Source organism: Mesorhizobium sp. WSM4898, from assembly GCF_029625845.1.
Lineage (GTDB): Bacteria > Pseudomonadota > Alphaproteobacteria > Rhizobiales > Rhizobiaceae > Mesorhizobium.
On the sequence record NZ_JARTVQ010000001.1, the window covers coordinates 728,952 to 744,832 of the forward strand.

Genomic DNA, 15,881 nt, shown 5'->3' on the forward strand with positions numbered 1-15,881 from the left:
GATCGTCCCATCCGGCCGAGACGCGGCCCGCGTCACGTCACGCGGCTGCGTGTCGACGCATGCAAAGACGGGACGCCTGCCATGTCGATATTTCAATTGAGTGACGACGCGAAAGGCGCGACGTTCGAGGCTGGGGCGGCATAACCATAAGAATACGACAGGAGCAGTCGAAATATGACGGAAACGCTTAACGGCAGGCATGTCGTGGTGACGGGCGGCACCGGGGCGCTCGGCGGCGCGGTTGTCGGCAGGTTGCTGGAGCAGGGCGCGATTTGCCACGTGCCCAATGCGCATGCCGCGGCTCCGCCGCATTTTCCCTACGCGGCTCACGCCAGCGTCCATCTGGCACACAATGTCGACCTGTCGGACTCCGCCAAGGTCGAGGCCTTCTACCATCAGGTTCCGGAGCTTTGGGCTTCGATCCATCTTGCCGGCGGTTTCACCATGGCGCCGGTCGAAAAGATCGAGACGGCATCCTTTGCCGAGATGATGGACACCAATGCGCGGACCACCTTCCTTTGCAGCCGCGCCGCGGTGCGCTCGATGCTGACGTCGGGCACCGCGGGGCGCATCGTCAACGTCAGCGCGCGCGCCGGGCTTGATCCCAGGCGCGGCGCCGGAATGGTCGCCTACGCCGCGAGCAAGGCGGCGGTCGCCGCGATGACGCAGGCGATGGCCGAGGAGCTGAAGCACAAGGGCATCCTGGTCAATGCGGTCGCGCCCTCGACGCTCGACACGCCCGCCACCCGCGCCGACATGCCCGACGCCGATTTCACCAAATGGGTCAGCCTCGAGGCCGCCGCCGAGGCGATCGCCTATCTCGCCTCGCCCGCCAATCAGGCGATGAGCGGCACGCTGGTGCCGCTCTACGGGCGAGCCTGAGCTCACAGATCAAAGTGCAATGAAAAACCCCGCCGGATCGCTCCGGCGGGGTTTTTGCTTTCGGTAGAGGAAGGAGCTTAGTTGCCCTGCTTCTTCAGCGCCGCGCCCAGGATGTCTCCCAGCGAGGCGCCGGAGTCGGTCGAGCCGTACTGGGCGACCGCTTCCTTCTCCTCGGCGATCTCCAGCGCCTTGATCGAAACCTGCAGCTTGCGAGTCTTCTTGTCGAAGGCGATGACGCGGGCGTCGACCTTCTGGCCCACGGTGAAGCGCTCGGGGCGCTGCTCGTCGCGGTCACGGGAAAGGTCCGAACGCTTGATGAAGGTATCGAGGCCGCTGTCGACCAGCCGCACTTCCAGACCACCATCCTTCACCGCCGTGACCTCGCAGGTGACGACGGCGTTCTTGCGCAGCTCGCCGCTGCTCGCCGCCTCGCCGACCGTGTCGCGGGCCAGCTGCTTGATGCCGAGCGAGATGCGCTCCTTCTCGATGTCGACGTCGAGCACCTGCGCCTTGACCATGTCGCCGCGATTGTACTCTTCGATCACCTGCTCGCCCGGACGTGTCCAGTCGAGATCGGAGAGGTGCACCATGCCGTCCACGTCGCCTTCCAGGCCGATGAACAGGCCGAACTCGGTCTTGTTCTTGACCTCGCCCTCGACCTGGCTGCCGACCGGATGGTTGCGCGCGAAGGCTTCCCACGGGTTCTCCAGCGTTTGCTTGAGACCGAGCGAGATGCGGCGCTTGGCCGGATCGACCTCGAGCACCACCACGTCGACTTCCTGCGTCGTCGACAGGATCTTGCCGGGATGCACGTTCTTCTTCGTCCACGACATTTCCGAAACGTGGATGAGGCCCTCGATGCCCGGCTCCAGCTCGACGAACGCGCCGTAGTCGGTGATGTTGGTGACGGTGCCCTTGATCTTCTTGCCGATCGGGAACTTGGTGCCGATATCCGACCACGGATCGCTCTCGAGCTGCTTCATGCCGAGCGAGATGCGGTGGGTTTCCTGGTTGATGCGGATGATCTGCACCTTGACCGTCTGGCCGATGTTGAGGATCTCGGTCGGATGGTTGACGCGGCGCCATGCCATGTCGGTGACATGCAGCAGGCCGTCGATGCCGCCGAGGTCGACGAAAGCACCGTAGTCGGTGATGTTCTTGACCACGCCCTCGACAACCTGGCCCTCCTCGAGGTTCTGCACGATTTCCGAACGCTGTTCGGCGCGGCTCTCCTCGAGCACGGTGCGGCGCGACACCACGATGTTGCCGCGGCGGCGATCCATCTTGAGGATCTCGAAGGGCTGCGGGTTGTGCATCAGCGGCGAGACGTCGCGGATCGGACGGATGTCGACCTGGCTGCGCGGCAGGAACGCCACGGCGCCGTCGAGATCGACGGTGAAGCCGCCCTTGACCTGGTTGAAGATGACGCCTTCGACGCGCTCACCCTTGGTGAACTTCTCTTCGAGGCGCACCCAGCTCTCCTCGCGGCGGGCCTTCTCGCGCGACAGCATGGCCTCGCCAAGCGCGTTCTCGATGCGCTCGACATAGACCTCGACGGTGTCGCCGACCTTGAGGGAGGAATCCTTGCCCTTGGCGCCGAATTCCTTCAGCGGCACGCGGCCTTCGACCTTGAGGCCGACATCGATGATGGCCATGTCCTTTTCGATCGCGGTGATCGTGCCCCGGACAACCTGGCCCTCGCCGGAATGGCCGGCGGTGAATGATTCTTCGAGCATGCTCGCGAAATCATCGCGAGTGGGATTTGCAGCTGACATTGTTTCTCCTGGAATGCTTCGCACAACAAGCGAAGCGGGCGCCGTGGGTTAGCGTTGTGTGTGAGCCTGCCGGCGTTCCGGGCTGAAGAGCCCTCGGCCGCTTAAGCGGCAAGTCCGGCGCATAGAGAATGCTGGCAGGCTGGTTCGTGCCCGATATGGGTATTTTCATCGCCTCCGGCAACGGAAAACACGAGGAAAACCCGCATCAGGCCTTGTTTCTCTTGGCCAGCAGTCTTTGATGGTTAGCCATGGCCGCCAGAAACGCGGTCTCTATAGACACTTCGCCGGTGTCAGGCAAGTGCGCGTCGCGGCGGTGCGCGTGCTCCGCCCGAATGTTTTTGCGATTACGCGTTCGCGGTTGCAGTTCTTTTTTGCCGACATGGATTGTCACGGGGAGCATCACCATGCAGTCAAGCGCCACTTTCAACATCTTCCTGCCGGTTGCCCTCGTCATCATCATGCTGGGGCTTGGCCTGTCGCTCAAGCTCCAGGACTTCTTGCAGGTGGTGCTGCGACCGAAGGCCCTCCTGGTGGCTCTTATCGTGCAGATACTGGTTCTTCCCGTCCTTTGCTTCGGCATCGTGTCGGTTTCGGCTTTGCCGCCTGCCATGGCGGTCGGCATGATGCTGCTCGCGGCCAGTCCCGGCGCCCCGTCCGCGGTTCTCTTCACCCACCTTGCCAAGGGCGATACGGCGCTCAGCCTGACGCTGACGGCGATCAGCTCAATGGTGGCGCTGGTGTCGGTGCCATTGATCACCAATTTTTCGCTGCTGCATTTCTATGGCGCCGGGCACGTCATCCCGCTGCCGATCGAGAAATTCCTGCAGTTCTTTGCCGTTGTGCTTGTCCCGGTCTCGATCGGAGTTGCCGTCCGGCACCGCTACACGGCCTTGGCCGAGCGCCTGGAAGGGCCCGTCAAGCTACTGGCGACGCTTTTTCTTGCGGCGGTCGTTATTTTTGCCGTCGTCGATCAGCGGCAGGTCATCGTGACCTGGGGACCTGTTGTCGGCTTTGCCGCCTTTGCGTTCAACGTGGTGAGCATGGCGCTCGGCTACGCCGTTCCGTCGCTGCTGCGCCTGGAAAGGCGGCAGGCGGTCGCCATCACCATGGCAACGGCCATCCACAACGCCGCGTTCGTCATAGCCCTGGCGCTTAGCGAATATCTGCTCAACAATGCCGAAATGGCGATCCCGCCAGCGCTTTACGCCTTGATTGCCTATGTCACCGCGGCGGTTTTCGTAGCCGTCGTGAGCAGGTCAGGCAGACCTGCGATCGAAGGCACGATCCGGTCGTGATAGCCAAGCTCAGGCGAGGTCTTTCGCACCCATGGCGCGGTCGACGATTGCCATGGCTGCCAGAAACGCGGCCTCGATTGCCATGTCGCTGGTGTCGAGCAAGTGCGCGTCCGCCGCCGGCTTGAGCGGGGAGTCGGCACGGCCCATATCGCGCTCGTCGCGGCGCTCGATGTCGGCGAGGATCGTGGCAAGATCGGCGCTGCCGCCCATGCTTTCGATCTCGGCCAGCCGGCGCCTTGCCCGCACTTCCGCGCTCGCTGTGACATAGAGCTTGATATCGGCGTCGGGACACACGACCGTGCCGATGTCGCGTCCGTCGAGCACCGCGCCTGGCGGCGCCTTGGCGAACTCGCGCTGCTTGTCGACCAGGATGCGCCGGACCGACGGAATGACGGCGACCTTTGAGGCGGCCTCGCCTACCGCATGCGCCGAAAGCACCGTACGGTCGAGGTTCGAAAGATCGACTTGGCGTGCCGCGGTTTCCGCCGCCGAGACATTGTCGAGCGGCAGACCGAGCTCGAGCAGCTTATGGGCGACGGCGCGATAGGTGAGGCCGGTATCGAGCAGGTTCAGGCGGTAATGATCGGCGAGCCGGCGAGCGAGTGTGCCCTTGCCGGCGCCCGCGGGGCCGTCGATTGCGATGGTGAAGGGGGTGCTCATTGGCTCGCCTCGAACGATAGGCGCAATGAGCAAGATGAGCGCCGCGATCCTTCGCGCGCCCCTCTGTCCTGCCGGACATCTCCCCCGCTTGGGGGGAGATCAGCCGTCATCGCGGCTTGCGCCAATTGTCTATGTTGCAGGATTGAGCGGAGCGCCGGAGCCGCCAATCTCCCCCCTTGCGGGGGAGATGTCCGGCAGGACAAAGCGGGGTGCTGTTCCGCCTGCATCTCGGTTCGGCTCCAACCCATCGCCCGTCACTCGATCTCGGCGCCGAGCCCCTTCATCAGCCCCATGAATTCCGGAAAGCTCGTCGCGATCATGTTGGCGTCGTCGATGGTCACCGGCTTTTCCGTCGCCAGCCCCATCACCAGGAAACTCATGGCGATGCGGTGGTCGAGATGCGTCTTCACCGCCGTGTCCGGCCCGTTGGGATGAGCGCCCAGGCCCTTGCCGCCGGGCTTGCCGCGCACGGCGAGCGAGGCTTCGCCCTCGCTGCAGTCGACGCCGTTGAGCTTCAGCCCGTTGGCCACCGCCGACAACCGGTCGGATTCCTTGACGCGCAATTCCTCCAGACCCTGCATCAGCGTCTCGCCTTCGGCGAAAACAGCGGCAACCGCCAGCACCGGATATTCGTCGATCATCGACGGCGCCCGCTCCGGCGGCACCACGACACCTTTGAGGTCGGAGGAGCGCACGCGCAGGTCCGCCACGTCCTCGCCGCCGGCATTGCGGGGGTTGAGGATGTCGATGCGGCCGCCCATCTCCTGCAATGTGAGGAGCAGCCCGGTGCGGGTCGGGTTCATCAGCACGTTCTCGATCACGATATCGGAACCCGGCACGATGAGCGCTGCCACCAGCGGGAAGCCGGCGGAGGACGGGTCGCCGGGCACGGCGATGGTCTGCCCCGTCAGCTTGCCCTGGCCTTCGATGAAGATGTGGCGCACGCCGCGCTCGTCGGTCTCGACGGTCAGGTTGGCGCCGAAGCCTTTCAGCATCTTTTCGGTGTGATCGCGCGTCATCACCGGCTCGATCACGGTGGTGATGCCGGGCGTGTTGAGCCCGGCAAGCAGCACCGCCGACTTCACCTGTGCCGAGGCCATCGGCACGCGATAGGTTATCGGCGCGGCATGCTTGGGGCCGCGTAGCGTGATCGGCATGCGGTCGCCGGGCGCCGCTCTCAGCACCTGCACGCCCATCTGGCGCAGCGGCTCCAGCACCCGGCCCATCGGCCGGCCGGAGAGCGAGGCGTCGCCGATAAAGGTCGTCTCCATGTCGTAGGTGCCGACCAGGCCCATGGTAAGCCGCGAGCCGGTGCCCGCATTGCCGAAATCGAGCGGGCCTTCCGGCTCGAGCAGCGCGCCGTTGCCGGTGCCGCGGATCACCCATTCGGCGCCCGTCTTTTCGATATGCGCGCCCATCGCCTTCATGGCGGCGCCCGTGCGCATCACGTCTTCGCCTTCCAGCAGGCCGGTGATGCGCGTCTCGCCGGAAGCCAGGCCGCCGAACATGAAGGAGCGGTGCGAGATCGACTTGTCGCCCGGCACCCGCGCCGTGCCGGCAAGGGCAGGGGATTTGCGGGCCGTAGCCGGCTTCGGGGCGGCAGCGTGAGACATTGTCTTTTCCAAATGCGGGTGCCGGCGGGCCGGCTCAATTCGTCGTGTTGCGGCGGTCTCGTATCACGGCGCGCCGCAATGGTCATCCCCTCACGCGGGCCTTCGAATGCAAGGTTTTGCGATGCCGGCTTTTGGCTTTGACAGCGCGGAAAACTGCGGTTAAGGGGACCATTCTTTTTTTGACGAGGCTTGCTGTGGCAAAACCTGAACTTGGCACAAAACGTGTCGACCCCGAAACGGGGCGGAAATTCTACGATCTGAACAAGGACCCGATCGTCTCGCCCTACACCGGCAAGAGCTATCCGCGCTCCTATTTCGAGGAAGGCAAGATTTCCGCGATCGAGGACGATGAGGACGTCGCCGACAAGGAAGTCGACTCCGAGGAGGAAGAAGGCGCCGAAATCGTCTCGCTCGAAGATGCGGACGAGGAGACCAAGGGCGGCGGCGACGATCTGCCCGATCTCGGCGACGACGAGGATGATGTCGATCTCGGTGACGATGACGATGACACCTTCCTTGCCGACGAGGAAGAAGAGGACGACGACGTTTCCGATATGATCGGCGTCGGCGACGACGAGGACGAGGTCTGATTTCGGCCCCGGCGCGATTGTTTGCCGGCCATTTTGACCTGTGACGAAAAAGCGGCTTTTCAAGGCTTGATCTTGACCGAAGGCGGCGCTAGAAGCCGCCAGCACTAAACGACGGCGCGGTGCCCAACCGCGCCGGATCTCTTCGCCGGAAACGGCGCCGGCTGACTGCCGGGAGTGGGGCCATAGCTCAGTTGGGAGAGCGCTTGAATGGCATTCAAGAGGTCGTCGGTTCGATTCCGATTGGCTCCACCAAACAGTCTTTCTGTGATGCTCGGTTTCGCGGCATTGGCGCTTGTCGCTTGTGAATCGGTATCCGAGGCCCCGCCTCCTCCTCAACCTGCCCCGGCTGCTGTCGCGGCTCCCGCTGTCCCGGACACTGCGGTGCTCGACCAAACCGTGGCGATCACGCCTCCGGGCAAGAGTGTCCCCGCCCGATATGCGGCGTTTTCAGGCATTTGGGCGGGACGGCTGGATGGCACCTTTGAAGGCAAGCTGGCCGTGCTGACCGTTTCACCGGCCGGGCAGGTGACGGTCAGCTACGCGTGGGGCGATATGGCCGACAACAAGCCGGGGATCGCCGACGGCGCCGGCAGGATCGCCGGGAACACATTAAAGCTTGGACGCCTGCCGAACGGCGCAGACATCACGTTTACGATGCAGCCTGACGGAACGCTTGCCGGCACCTACACGCTTGCCGGCCAGACCTATAGGGGCCAGTTCGCCAAGCAATAGCGGCGGGCGGTCGCGTCGCCTTCTGCCGTGTCGGCCGGGCTCGAATCGGCTATGCCTCTCCCATGCAGGAAACGTCCCTCTATGCACCGGTGAAGCGGTTCCTCGAGAGCCTCGACTTCACCGTCAAAGGCGAGGTCGGCGGCTGCGACATCGTCGGGTTGCGCGAAGGCGAGCCGCCCGTGGTCGTCATCTGCGAGCTGAAGCTGCAGTTCAATCTCGAGCTCGTTCTGCAAGGCGTCGATCGGGCGGCGGCCTGCGACGAGGTCTGGCTCGCCGCGCGGATGTCGGCGCGCGGCAAGGGCCGCGAGCACGATCGGCGTTTTCGCGCCCTCTGCCGCCGGCTCGGCTTCGGCCTGCTCGCGGTCGACGGGAAAGGCAAGGTCGAGTTGCTGCTCAGCCCGGCCGCCGTGCCGCCGCGGCGCGACCCGAGGCGGCGCTCGCGGCTGGTCGAGGAGCATCACCGCCGCAAGGGCGATCCCTCCATCGGCGGCAGCACGCGGCAAAAGCCGATCATGACCGCATACCGCCAGGAAGCAATTGCCTGCGCCGCCGCCCTGGCCGACGGCCCGAAGCGGCCGCGCGATTTGAAACTCGTCGCGCCCCGCGCGGCCAGCATCCTGCTGCACAACTATTATGGCTGGTTCGCCAGGGCCGAGCGCGGCATCTACGCTCTGACCGAACTCGGGCAGGCTGCCTTGCTGTCGCAAGGGGTCCTCGAAGGACCGCTGCAGGTCGCTCCGTTTCAAGTCGAGCAGCTTGGAGCGAAGCTCGGCGCGTGACCGGCTGACGCCGCCCACCGCACCCATCGGCAATCGATCGAAATCGCTGAATCCACTACGGCCTGGTTGACTCACCTCTTCGTTCATGCAGAAATTGGTTGGACCATTGAACCACTTTCGGATTGATTCACCAGCGTGACCGACCCTCTCCCGCCGATCCAGACGACGGCCCGCGATGATGCGGTCCTGAAGGCGTTGGCCGGCTTCGTGCGGCAGGAGGCGCTGGGTCCCGGTGAAAAACTGCCGACCGAGCGCATCCTGGCCGAGCGCCTCAAGGTCAGCCGCAACACGGTTCGCGAGGCGCTCACCCGCTGGGAGGGGCTGGGCCTCGTAGAGCGGCGCCAGGGCAGCGGCACTTACCTCAAGGCGGCGGTTTCGCCCGACATGCTGCACATGCCGCTGACCCTTGCCGGCGGCAACGACTTTGCCGGCCTGATGCGCACCCTGGAGATCCGCCGCGCGCTGGAGGCCGAGGCCGCCGCTCTTTGCGCCGTCCGCGCCGGCAAGGCTGAGGTCGCCGAGATCGAGCGCAAGCTCGACATCATGGAAGAAGCCTTCCACAGCCGCGCCGGCATGTCGTCGGAGGAAGACTGGGAGTTCCACCAGTCGGTCTACCGCGCCTCCGGCAATCCGCTGTTCGAGCAGATCATCAGCGCCATGCACGAGCTGTTCCACCGCTTCTGGGAGCATCCGCTCGGCGTGCGCGATTTCGGCCATGCCAGCTTTCCCTATCACCGCACCATCTTCGACTGCATCGCCGCGCACGACCCGGAGGGAGCCCGGGCCGAAGCGCTGAAGCTCATCGCTACTGTCGAAAACGACTTGAAGCGCGGCGCCGCCAACCTCAAGCTTTTGGACCGCAAATGAACGAGCATCCCACAGGGTTCGACCCGGCTTCTTTGGCCAGCGACTATCTCGGCGAGGCGGCGACTCTTCTCGCGCATGACGATCCGTTCCCCGGCGGCGCTGTGGTGCCGCCGATCTACCAGACATCGCTCTTCACCTTCGACAATTACGCCGAAATGGCCGACACCTTTGCCGGCAGGAGAAGGCAGCCGATCTATTCGCGCGGCGACAACCCGACGGTGATGGAATTCGAGGCGCGTGTTGCGGCCTTGGAAGGCGCGGAAGCCGCGCGGGGCTTCTCCAGCGGCATGGCGGCTATCAGCGCCACCGTGCTTGCCTTCGTCGGCGCCGGCGAGCGGATCGTTGCCGTACGTAACTGCTATGGCGACGCCTACCGCCTGTTCGAGCGCCTGTTCCCGCGCTTGCAAATCAAGGTCGACTATGTCGACGGCTCGGACCCCGATGCGGTGGCGGCGGCGCTTCCGGGCGCCAAGCTGCTCTACCTCGAAAGCCCCACCTCGATGATGTTCGAGCTGCAGGACATTGAGCACCTGACCCGGCTGGCGAAAAGTGAGGGCATCGTCACCACCATCGACAATTCCTGGGCGACGCCCGTCTTCCAGAAGCCGATTTCGCATGGTGTCGATCTGGTGCTGCACTCGGCCTCGAAATATCTCGGCGGCCACAGCGACACCGTCGCTGGCGTGGTGGCGGGCTCGGCCGCGCATATCAAGCACATCAACGAGCAGACCTATTCGTCGCTTGGCGGCAAGCTGTCGCCTTTCGAGGGCTGGCTTCTGCTGCGCGGCCTGCGCACGCTGCCGCTGCGGTTGCCGCATCATATGAAGAGCGGTCTCACGCTCGCCGAGCGGCTGAAGGCGCATGGCAAGGTCGAGCGGGTCAACCATCCCGCCTACTCCAATCATCCCGGCAAGAAGACGCTTGCCGGCTATGCCGGGCTGTTCTCTTTCGAGGTCGCGGAAGATGTCGACATTCCGGCTTTCGTCGATGCGCTGAAGCTGTTCCGCATCGGCGTCAGCTGGGGCGGCCATGAAAGCCTGGTCGTGCCCGCCAAGGCCTCGCTCGAGCAGACGCCGGGTCTGAATTCGATGGCGCGCTTCGGCGTCAGCCCCCGAACCATCCGCTTCAATGTCGGATTGGAGAATGTCGAGGACCTCTGGGCCGACATCGCCCAGGCCTTCGACAAGGCAAAAAAATAAGGTGTTCAAAATGGGAGTTCCGAACATGAAAAGACTGACAATCCTGCTTGCCGCCGCTGCCGGCCTCGCGATTTCCGCCGGGGCCGCGCTGGCCGACACCACCATCAAGATGGTCGAGGTCATCACCAGCCCGCCGCGCACCGAATTCCTGAAGAAGCAGATCGCCGAATTCGAGCAGGCCAATCCCGGCATCAAGGTCGAGCTCGTCTCGCTGCCTTGGGGTCAGGCGTTCGAGAAGTTTCTCACCATGGTTCAGGCCGGCGACACGCCCGACGTGGTCGAGATGCCGGAGCGCTGGATGGGCCTCTATGCCAACAACGGGCAGCTCGAGGATCTCGGCCCCTACATGGCCAAATGGGACGACGCCAAGACGCTCGGCGACCGCGCCAAGCAGTTCGGCTCGACAGTCAACAACACGCAGTTCATGATCCCTTACGGCTACTATGTGAACGCGCTGTTCTGGAACAAGAAGCTGTTCAAGGAAGCGGGTCTTGACCGTCCGCCGGAAAACCTCGACGAGTTCGTCGAGTTCTCCAAGAAGATCTCCGCCATCCCCGGCAAATATGGCTACTGCCTGCGCGGCGGGCCCGGCGCCTTCAACGGCATGCACATGTTCATGAACATTGCCGCCGGCAAGGGGGGCTACTTCACCGAGGACGGCACCTCGACCATCAATGACGAGGGCTCGGTCAAGGGGCTGCAGATGCTGGCCGACATGTACAAGAACGGCCTGGCGCCGAAGGATTCCGTGAGCTGGGGCTTCAACGAGACGGTGACCGGCTTCTATTCCGGCACCTGCGCCATGCTCAACCAGGATCCGGACGCGCTGCTCGGCATCGCCGACAAGATGAGCGCCGACGACTTTGCGGTCGCGCCGCTGCCGGTCGGCCCGAGCGGCAAATCCTATCCGACGCTGGGCTATGCCGGCTGGGCGATGTTCGCCAATTCGCAGCACAAGGACGAAGCCTGGAAGCTGATGGCGACGCTGCTGTCGCCCAAGGACAATCTGGAATGGGCCAAGGAAGTCGGCGTCGTCCCGATCCACAACGGCGCCGATCAGGACGCCCACTTCAAGACCGAGCAGTTCAAGGGCTGGTTCACCGAGCTCAACGACAGCTCGAAATATGAAATGGTGACGCCGCCGACCCATCTGGAAAACCTCGGCAACTTCGTCGACCAGGTGGCGATCAAGAACTTCCAGGAAGTGCTGCTTGGCCAGAAGCCGGCCAAGCAGGTGGCCGACGAGTGGGCGGCGTTCCTGACCAAGGAGCAGCAGGCCTGGCTGGCCAAGAACAAGAAGTGACCTTTCTTCCTTCTCCCCGCTTGCGGGGAGAAGGTGTCACCCGATGAATGTCGCCCAAAAGTGCGAAGCGGTTTTGGGAGAACGACATTCACGGACAAGGGACGGATGAGGGGCAGCGCCGAATCCTGAAAGTCGGCTCCGCTCCTCATCTGCCTGCCCTCCTCCGCAGCAGCTGCGCTGCAGCTACGGAGGGTGAACCGGCGTCTTCTCCCCGTGAATGGGGAGAAGGACGCTGTCGCCACGCTGGCCTCACCATCACCCGTAGAGCCAAACCGAATGACCTACGCAGTGTCCGAAATCCGATCGACCGGCCGGCCGCGCAAGAAGCGGCTGAGCAAGGCCGCGATCGAGCCCTGGCTCTATCTTTCGCCGGCTATCGTCCTGCTGGTCGTCGTGCTCCTGGTGCCGCTGATCATCGGCATCAGCTATTCCTTCCGCAAATTCTCCGCCTTCAAATCGGAATATGTCGGGCTCGGCCAGTACCAGGCGATGCTCTCCGACGCGGTGCTCGGCCAGGCGCTGGTCAACACGCTTTGGTGGACGGCCGCCAGCCTGTTCTTCCAGTTCTTCCTCGGGCTTGGTCTGGCGCTGCTGCTCGACAAGCCCTTTTATGGCCGCAAGGTCGTGCAGGCCGTGGTGTTCCTGCCCTGGGCGGTGCCGTCCTTTCTTTCCGGCCTTACCTGGGCCTGGCTGTTCAACCCGATCATCGGCCCGCTGCCGCACTGGCTTTTCGCGCTCGGCCTGAAGGCCGAGCCGACCAACGTGCTTTCCGATCCGGCCACAGCCATGTGGGGGCCGATCGTCGCCAACATCTGGTTCGGCATTCCCTTCTTCGCCATCACTCTGCTTGCGGCGTTGAAGTCGATCCCGTCGGAACTGCATGAGGCGGCAGCCATCGACGGCGCCTCGCCCTGGCAGCGCTTCACCAAGGTGACGCTGCCGTTCCTGGCGCCGACCATCGTCATCACCGTCATGCTGCGCACCATCTGGATCGCGACCTTCGCCGACCTGATCTTCGTCATGACCGAGGGCGGACCGGCAGGCTCGACCAGCACGGTGCCGGTCTACATCTATGTCAGCGCCTTCAAGTCGCTGGACAAAGGCTATGCGTCCGCAGTCGCGGTTCTGCTGCTGGTGCTGCTCATTGCCTATGCGGTTGGCCTGATCGCCATCCGCCGCACGCTTGTGAGGCATGTCTGATGATCGCCGGCCGCTCCACCTCGTCGCGCATCGCCGGCGGCATCGGCCTCTACGCCGCGATCGCCGCCTATGTCGTCTTCGCGCTGTTCCCGATCTTCTGGACGCTGAAGATCTCTGTGACGCCGGAGCGGCTGCTCTATTCCGAAGGCATAACGTTCTGGCCATCGGAAATGACGCTCAAGAACTTCGACACCGTGCTGGAGGCTTCCGACTTCCCGCGCTACTTTCTGAACAGCGTCATCGTCTCGGTGTCGACGGCCGCACTGGTCACCGTCATCGCCACGCTTGCCGGCTATGCGATGTCGCGCTTTACCTTCCGCGGCAAAGCGACTTTAGCGATCCTGCTTCTGCTGACCCAGACTTTCCCGCTGGTCATGGTCATCCCGCCGATCTACCGCATCATGGGCGATCTCGGCCTGACCAACAGCCTGACCGGGCTGATCATCATCTACACCGCCTTCAACACCGCCTTCGCCACCTTCCTCATGCAGTCCTTCTTCGACAGCATTCCGAAGGATCTGGAGGAGGCGGCGATGATCGACGGCTGCACGCGCGCCCAGGCCATGCGCCGGGTGATCGTGCCGCTCACCTTGCCCGGCATGGGGGCGACGCTCGGCTTCGTCTTCACCGCCGCTTGGAGCGAATTGCTGTTCGCGCTGATGCTGATCTCCAGCGATGAGCAGAAGACCTTTGCCGTCGGCTTGCTCACCTTCATCGGCAAGTTCGCCGTCGACTGGGGGCAGATGATGGCGGCCTCCATCCTGGCGCTGATCCCGGTCTGCATCTTCTTCGCCTTCCTGCAACGCTATCTCGTCACCGGCCTTACCGCCGGCGCTGTCAAAGGATAATCGATGGCTTCCGTCACGCTGCAACATGTCGAGAAGGACTATGGAGCGCTGCGCATCCTGCACGGCGTCGATCTCGAGATCGCCGACGGCGAGTTCGTCGTGCTGGTCGGCCCGTCCGGCTGTGGCAAGTCAACGCTGCTGCGCATGATTGCCGGCCTGGAGGAGGTCACCGGCGGCGAGATCCGCATTGGCGAGCGGCTGGTCAACGATGTGGCGCCGAAGGACCGCGATATCGCCATGGTGTTTCAGTCCTATGCGCTCTACCCGCATATGGACGTCTCCTCGAACATGGGCTTCAGCCTGATGCTGAAGAAGGCCGAGAAGACGACGATCGACGGCAGGGTGGGCGCCGCCGCCAAGCGCCTCGGTCTGGAGACGTTTCTCGGCCGCCTGCCGCGCCAGCTTTCCGGCGGTCAGCGCCAGCGCGTCGCCATGGGCCGCGCCATCGTGCGCGATCCCAAAGTCTTCCTGTTCGACGAGCCGCTGTCGAACCTCGACGCCAAGCTGCGCGTCCACATGCGCGCCGAGATCAAGGCGCTGCACCAGCAGCTGAAGACGACCTCGGTCTATGTCACGCACGACCAGGTCGAGGCGATGACCATGGCCGACCGCATCGTCGTCATGCATGACGGCTATGTGCAGCAGGTCGGTCATCCGCTGGAGCTCTACGATCGTCCCGCCAACACTTTCGTCGCCGGGTTCATCGGCTCGCCCGGCATGAATTTTTTGCCGGCAAAGGTCGCCAAGGGCGGCAAGGTCGATGCCGTGCTGGCCGACGGCCAGAAGCTGAGGCTGCCGGACGGATTGCCGCTGAAGGATGGCGATGCGCTGACCGTCGGGCTGCGGCCGGAACACATCCGGCTGGCCGACGACGGCCCGCTGAAAGGTCAGGTCGAGGTCGTCGAGCCGCTCGGCCTGTCGACGCAATTCTATGTCAGGCTGGCCAACCAGCAGATCTGCGTCTTCGTCATGGGCCGCAGCAATGTCAAACCGGGCGACGAGGTCCGCCTCGCCGCCGACCCAGCGGCGCTGCATCTGTTCGATCCGGCAAGCGGCGCTCGCATCGGATAGGTCAGCGCCGGCGGAAGGCGTCCAATGTGTAATCGGGCCGGTCAGGTCGCCTAGATCGGCCAATATCCCGGACAAGACCAGCGTCGTCGCCACGCCTGCACCGGCCCCGCCTGCGCTGTCGTGCTCGACGCGAATCCTTCTCCTCCGAGATCGTCGGCGAGAACCTCTTGAGGAAGACGGCGATCTGGCGCAATTGTGGACCGACAACATGGAATTGGCCCGCCATGCGCGCCGCTTCATCGACGTCGGCCTGGAGACCGCCCGGCGCAAGGCCGAACTCCACTCGGCCTCGCAAGAGCCCTGACGCTTCGATACTGCCGCGAGGTGAATTGCGGTTTTCGGCAGCCGCGCTCTGCTAGACTCCCGTGATTCGTCTCGACAGGGAACGGCATGAGCAAGGCTCTCGGCGCATTCGCATTGGTCACGGTTCTGAGCGCCTTGCTGATGGCGCTGTCGCTGGCGGTCGCCAAGCACGGCTACCCTCAAGGCGCCTTCGGCGTTAAGCGCCTCGACGGCATTGCCGACGCGGGTTCGTTCCTGGCCATCGCCGCCATTTATTTCTTCAGCGCGCTGTTGATGATGATCCTGCCCATCCGCGCCGCCGGGGTTGTGCTTACGCATGCCGCCGACGCGATCTTCTGGGCAACGATCGTGCTGTTCGCCGCCATTGTCGGTTCGCTTCTCGCCCGATGGGCGCTCGGCCAGCGTGAGGTGCCTTGGACCCTTCTCAACTGGCGATTCCTGTTCGTCCCGGCGATCGTCGGCGCGCATCTCGCCATGAATGAGCTTCGCCGCAACATCCTGCTCAGAAGCCTGTTCTTCGTCATCTTCGCCGCGGTCACGCTCGCCTGCCTGTTCTGGTCGTTCTCCGTCTGAAGGAGGCCGTCAGGCCTTTGTCGTGACATGGGGCGCGGACGAAGCCGGTGGACTTCCACCGCCGCGCGCCTACCTTTATCGAAAGCTTCTCGGGTAGACGTTTCCGCAGACCATGGCTATATCATTTGTCTGACAAATGACCGGCGCTTTGCCACGCCAGCCAATCTCGAAGAAACAAGCCAATCTCGAAG

The 15,881-nt window shown here is 64.0% G+C and carries 16 protein-coding genes, 1 tRNA gene and 1 pseudogene; 14 read left to right on the forward strand and 4 right to left on the reverse strand.

The window, feature by feature from the left end; translation table 11 throughout:
* Positions 1-174: 174 nt before the first annotated feature.
* Positions 175-882, forward strand: coding sequence for an SDR family NAD(P)-dependent oxidoreductase (locus P9228_RS03590; protein WP_067003394.1), 708 nt, complete (start codon positions 175-177; stop codon positions 880-882).
* A 77-nt stretch (positions 883-959) separates the two neighbouring features.
* Here P9228_RS03590 and rpsA read toward each other — a convergent pair whose 3' ends face one another.
* On the reverse strand, positions 960-2,657 hold the full coding sequence (rpsA, locus tag P9228_RS03595; protein WP_067003396.1) for a 30S ribosomal protein S1: 1,698 nt from the start codon (positions 2,655-2,657) through the stop codon (positions 960-962).
* A gap of 205 nt (positions 2,658-2,862) precedes the next feature.
* On the reverse strand, positions 2,863-3,063 hold the full coding sequence (locus P9228_RS03600; protein ID WP_067003398.1) for a hypothetical protein: 201 nt from the start codon (positions 3,061-3,063) through the stop codon (positions 2,863-2,865).
* Between P9228_RS03600 and P9228_RS03605 the strand changes: the two genes are divergently transcribed.
* Positions 3,062-3,952 carry a bile acid:sodium symporter family protein gene (locus P9228_RS03605; protein WP_095828140.1) on the forward strand — a complete coding sequence of 297 codons (891 nt, stop codon included), beginning with the start codon at positions 3,062-3,064 and terminating at the stop codon, positions 3,950-3,952. The genes P9228_RS03600 and P9228_RS03605 overlap by 2 nt on opposite strands.
* 9 nt (positions 3,953-3,961) lie before the next feature.
* On the opposite strand, the gene cmk is transcribed toward P9228_RS03605, so the two are convergent.
* Positions 3,962-4,612: a (d)CMP kinase gene (gene cmk, locus P9228_RS03610; RefSeq protein ID WP_127216881.1), complete on the reverse strand. Its 651-nt coding sequence runs from the start codon at positions 4,610-4,612 to the stop codon at positions 3,962-3,964.
* A gap of 254 nt (positions 4,613-4,866) precedes the next feature.
* Positions 4,867-6,225: a 3-phosphoshikimate 1-carboxyvinyltransferase gene (gene aroA, locus P9228_RS03615; protein ID WP_278052431.1), complete on the reverse strand. Its 1,359-nt coding sequence runs from the start codon at positions 6,223-6,225 to the stop codon at positions 4,867-4,869.
* 194 nt (positions 6,226-6,419) lie between these two features.
* Here aroA and P9228_RS03620 point away from each other — a divergent pair, with 194 nt between their 5' ends.
* The 12 genes and pseudogenes from P9228_RS03620 (at position 6,420) to P9228_RS03675 (ending at position 15,690) form a co-directional block, all read left to right on the forward strand.
* Entirely contained in the window at positions 6,420-6,815 is a 396-nt protein-coding gene (locus P9228_RS03620; protein ID WP_067003406.1) for a TIGR02300 family protein, read from the forward strand.
* Positions 6,816-6,991: 176 nt separating this feature from the next.
* A tRNA-Ala gene (locus P9228_RS03625) sits at positions 6,992-7,067 on the forward strand.
* Between the two features lie 129 nt (positions 7,068-7,196).
* The gene (locus P9228_RS03630) at positions 7,197-7,547 is read left to right on the forward strand and encodes a hypothetical protein (protein ID WP_245299804.1); all 351 of its coding nucleotides are present in this window, start codon (positions 7,197-7,199) and stop codon (positions 7,545-7,547) included.
* Positions 7,548-7,609: 62 nt separating this feature from the next.
* Positions 7,610-8,326: a DUF2161 family putative PD-(D/E)XK-type phosphodiesterase gene (locus tag P9228_RS03635; protein ID WP_127217015.1), complete on the forward strand. Its 717-nt coding sequence runs from the start codon at positions 7,610-7,612 to the stop codon at positions 8,324-8,326.
* A gap of 135 nt (positions 8,327-8,461) precedes the next feature.
* A complete protein-coding gene (locus P9228_RS03640; RefSeq protein WP_278052432.1) occupies positions 8,462-9,193 on the forward strand; it encodes a FadR/GntR family transcriptional regulator in 732 nt (243 codons plus the stop codon).
* Positions 9,190-10,392 (forward strand): PLP-dependent transferase, encoded by a 1,203-nt coding sequence (locus P9228_RS03645; protein WP_067003412.1) that lies wholly within the window; start codon positions 9,190-9,192, stop codon positions 10,390-10,392. The genes P9228_RS03640 and P9228_RS03645 overlap by 4 nt, the downstream gene beginning before the upstream one ends.
* 25 nt (positions 10,393-10,417) lie before the next feature.
* Positions 10,418-11,695, forward strand: a complete 1,278-nt coding sequence (locus P9228_RS03650; protein ID WP_067003717.1) for a sugar ABC transporter substrate-binding protein — start codon at positions 10,418-10,420, stop codon at positions 11,693-11,695.
* A 276-nt stretch (positions 11,696-11,971) separates the two neighbouring features.
* Positions 11,972-12,895, forward strand: a complete 924-nt coding sequence (locus tag P9228_RS03655; RefSeq protein ID WP_095777012.1) for a sugar ABC transporter permease — start codon at positions 11,972-11,974, stop codon at positions 12,893-12,895.
* Positions 12,895-13,743, forward strand: coding sequence for a carbohydrate ABC transporter permease (locus tag P9228_RS03660; RefSeq protein ID WP_067324203.1), 849 nt, complete (start codon positions 12,895-12,897; stop codon positions 13,741-13,743). Before P9228_RS03655 ends, P9228_RS03660 begins: the two co-directional genes overlap by 1 nt.
* A gap of 3 nt (positions 13,744-13,746) precedes the next feature.
* The gene (gene ugpC, locus P9228_RS03665; RefSeq protein WP_278052433.1) at positions 13,747-14,814 is read left to right on the forward strand and encodes a sn-glycerol-3-phosphate ABC transporter ATP-binding protein UgpC; all 1,068 of its coding nucleotides are present in this window, start codon (positions 13,747-13,749) and stop codon (positions 14,812-14,814) included.
* Between the two features lie 131 nt (positions 14,815-14,945).
* A pseudogene (locus tag P9228_RS03670) lies at positions 14,946-15,118 on the forward strand (sugar phosphate isomerase/epimerase); the annotation flags it as partial.
* An 86-nt stretch (positions 15,119-15,204) separates the two neighbouring features.
* Positions 15,205-15,690: a hypothetical protein gene (locus P9228_RS03675; RefSeq protein WP_095799194.1), complete on the forward strand. Its 486-nt coding sequence runs from the start codon at positions 15,205-15,207 to the stop codon at positions 15,688-15,690.
* The last annotated feature ends 191 nt before the right edge of the window (positions 15,691-15,881 follow it).